Source organism: Microbacterium umsixpiens (genome assembly GCF_053543675.1).
In genome coordinates this window covers 13,545-16,313 of sequence record NZ_JBLVOH010000122.1, presented here as the reverse complement: position 1 = coordinate 16,313, position 2,769 = coordinate 13,545, and the positions used below count along the sequence as shown (strand labels likewise).

General features: G+C 70.8%; 3 protein-coding genes and 1 pseudogene. All 4 read left to right on the top strand.

The window, feature by feature from the left end; all coding sequences use genetic code 11:
- The first annotated feature begins 103 nt into the window (after nt 1-103).
- Nucleotides 104-520 carry a Fur family transcriptional regulator gene (locus ACNPM4_RS12290; protein WP_448985872.1) on the top strand — a complete coding sequence of 139 codons (417 nt, stop codon included), beginning with the start codon at nt 104-106 and terminating at the stop codon, nt 518-520.
- Nucleotides 517-1,557, top strand: a complete 1,041-nt coding sequence (locus ACNPM4_RS12285; protein WP_105711704.1) for a permease — start codon at nt 517-519, stop codon at nt 1,555-1,557. Before ACNPM4_RS12290 ends, ACNPM4_RS12285 begins: the two co-directional genes overlap by 4 nt.
- Nucleotides 1,550-2,362, top strand: a complete 813-nt coding sequence (locus ACNPM4_RS12280) for a TIGR03943 family putative permease subunit (protein WP_448985871.1) — start codon at nt 1,550-1,552, stop codon at nt 2,360-2,362. The genes ACNPM4_RS12285 and ACNPM4_RS12280 overlap by 8 nt, the downstream gene beginning before the upstream one ends.
- Nucleotides 2,352-2,769: pseudogene (locus ACNPM4_RS12275) on the top strand (hypothetical protein); the annotation flags it as partial. The gene ACNPM4_RS12280 and the pseudogene ACNPM4_RS12275, both read left to right, overlap by 11 nt.

Below are 2,769 nucleotides of genomic sequence, written 5' to 3'. Positions count from 1 at the left end.
CGTGCAGAAGTCACGCGCCAGGGTGAAGCGCGTCCGGGCCTGAGTCATGCACGGGCGCGTCCACTCCCAGCCCTCGCCAACCCCTGCGGCCTAGACTCGTCTCATGGCTCAGCGGAACACCTGGCAGCGCGAACGCGTGCGCGAAGCACTCGCCGGCGCGCGCGGTTTCGTGAGCGCGCAGAATCTCCACGCCTCGCTGCGTGACGACAACACCGGCATCGGCCTCGCCACCGTGTACCGCGCGCTCGCCGGCCTCGCCGCTTCCGGTGACGCCGATTCGCTGCAGAGCCCCGAGGGTGAGGCGCTGTACCGCGCCTGCACGACGCAGGGTCACCACCACCACCTCATCTGCCGGTCCTGCGGCCTGACGGTCGAGATCGAGGCCAAGGACGTCGAGCAGTGGGCGCACCGCACCGCGGCGCTGCATGGATTCACGGATGCCGCGCACGTGGTCGACATCTTCGGGCTGTGCACACCGTGCACGAACAAGCGAGACGCCGAAAGGGCTGCGAACGCGTGAGCCCCTCGGCAGGTACGGCGACCCGTCACGGTCACACGCATCGCCCGGCGCCGTCCGCGCGCTCGGCCTGGATCGGAGTCGGTCTCGGCGTCGTCATCATCGCGGCGCTGTTCCTGATCGACGCCTTCGTGCCCACGCTCTTCCCCGCAGCCCTCCCCACCCGCGCGCAGGACGGCCTCACCCTCGCGCTGAGCGTGCTGATCGAGGCGCTGCCGTTCGTGATCCTCGGTGTGCTGCTGTCGATCGTGGTGCAGGTGTGGCTGCCGCCCGATGTCATCCACCGCTGGCTGCCTCGGCGCGCCTGGGCCCGTCGTGCCGTGCTGTCGTTGCTCGGCATGCTGATCCCGGTCTGCGAGTGCGGCAACGTGCCCTTCGCCCGCGGGCTGATGATGCGCGGGCTCGCTCCGGCCGAGGCGATGACCTTCCTCATCGCGGCGCCGATCGTGAACCCGATCGTGATCCTCACCACGCACGCGGCATTCGGCTGGGACGGTGGCATCCTGGTCGCCCGCCTCGTCGGCGGCTACCTGATCGCGAACCTGATCGGCTGGATCTACAGCCGCCACCCCGACCCCGACGGCATGCTCACGCAGCGCTTCGTCGACACCTGCGACCGCGTGACGCACGAACCGGGCACGCCGGTGCGCCGCAGCCTGACGCAGTTCCTCGTCGAGCTGCGCGCCGTGATGCCCGCGCTGGTGATCGGCTCGGCGCTCGCCGGAGCCGTGCAGGTGCTCATCCCGCGCGAGTGGCTGCTGGCGATCGGGTCGAACCCGGTGCTGTCGATCGTCGCGATGATGATCCTCGCGATGACCGTCGCCATCTGCTCGAACGTCGACGCCTTCTTCGCGCTGTCGTTCGCCTCGACGTTCTCGTCCGGTGCGATCGTCGCCTTCCTGCTGGTCGGTCCGCTCGTCGACGTCAAGATGCTCGCGCTCATGCGCACCACGTTCACGACGCGCACCCTCGTGGGCATCGTGGGCATCGTGCTCGCATCGGCCTTCGCCATCGGGATCGGGGTGAACGTCCTTGTCTGAGCAGACCGCCATCCGCGCCCGCGCGCTCGGCACCCGCTGGCTGGGTGTGGGGCTCGCCGCCGTGATCTCGGTCGTCACGCTCGGCCTCGGCCTCACCGGGCGTCTCAACCTCTACATCAGCCCCGAGTCGGTGTGGTTCGCATGCACCGCCGCGGTCGTGACCCTGGCCGGTGCGATCTGGTCGTGCACGCTCCCGCTCGGCGAGGAGGGCGATCACGGGCACGATCACGGGCCTGCCGCGGTGGTCGCAGAGGGCTCGGATGATGCCGATCACGGCTCGCACCCCGCGTCGCCTCGACGTTCTCTTGCGGGTGTCGGTGCCGTCGCGGGCGGAGTGATCGCCACGGGCGTCGTCGCGGCCGCACTCGTGCTGCCGCCGGCCTCGCTGTCGGTCGAGCTGGCGATGTCGCGCGCGGGCGAGCAGAGCGCGCTGTTCGCGGGGTCGGACACTGTCGCGCTCGGCGTCGCCGACACCTCCACGTTCGGCGTGGGGGACTGGGCGAGCGTCTTCGCCGCGGCCACGAACACCGCCGCCTATGACGGCGCACCGGTGACCCTCACGGGCTTCGTGACACCCGATTCCTCGGGCGATGACGGCGTGAACCTCACCCGACTGGTCATCACGCACTGCGTGATCGACGCACAGACCGCCGCACTCCCGGTCGACGTCGACCCGGATGACTACGCGACCGGACAGTGGGTCGAGATCACCGGGACCGTGCGCGCGGATGCCGACGGAAAGCTCCGTATCGAGCCGACCGATGTCGTCGCGATCGACGAGCCGGGGGATCCGTATGAGTACTGACGACGATCGCCCCGAGGTGCCCGCCGTTCCGCAGACTCGTGCGGAGATGCGCGCGGCCAGAGAGGCAGCCGAGGCGGCCGAGGCCGAGCGGATCGAGCGCGCGCTCGCGACGCACCATGAGCCCGAGCCGAGCGCCGAGGAGCCGCGTGCCGATGCGGGCGAGACTTCTGCTCGCGAGGCCGCTGCCCGCGAAGCTGCTGCTCGCGAAGCCGCCGCCCGTGAGGCCGCTGCCCGCGAAGCCGCCGTCCGTGAGGCGGGCGATCGCGAGGTCGCGGAGCAGGAAGCCGCCGCCCGCAAGATGGCCGCCTTCGAGGCCGCTGCGCGGGAAGATGCCGAGGCGACGGCGCTTCCGTCCGTTCCTCTCCCCACGGAGCCCGTCGTCGTGGGTGCGGCCCCTTTCGTCGCGG

Excerpts from the sequence above, each read along its gene's own strand:
- ACNPM4_RS12290 (WP_448985872.1), top strand. The coding sequence starts at position 104 with ATGGCTCAGCGGAACACCTGGCAGCGCGAACGCGTGCGCGAAGCACTC.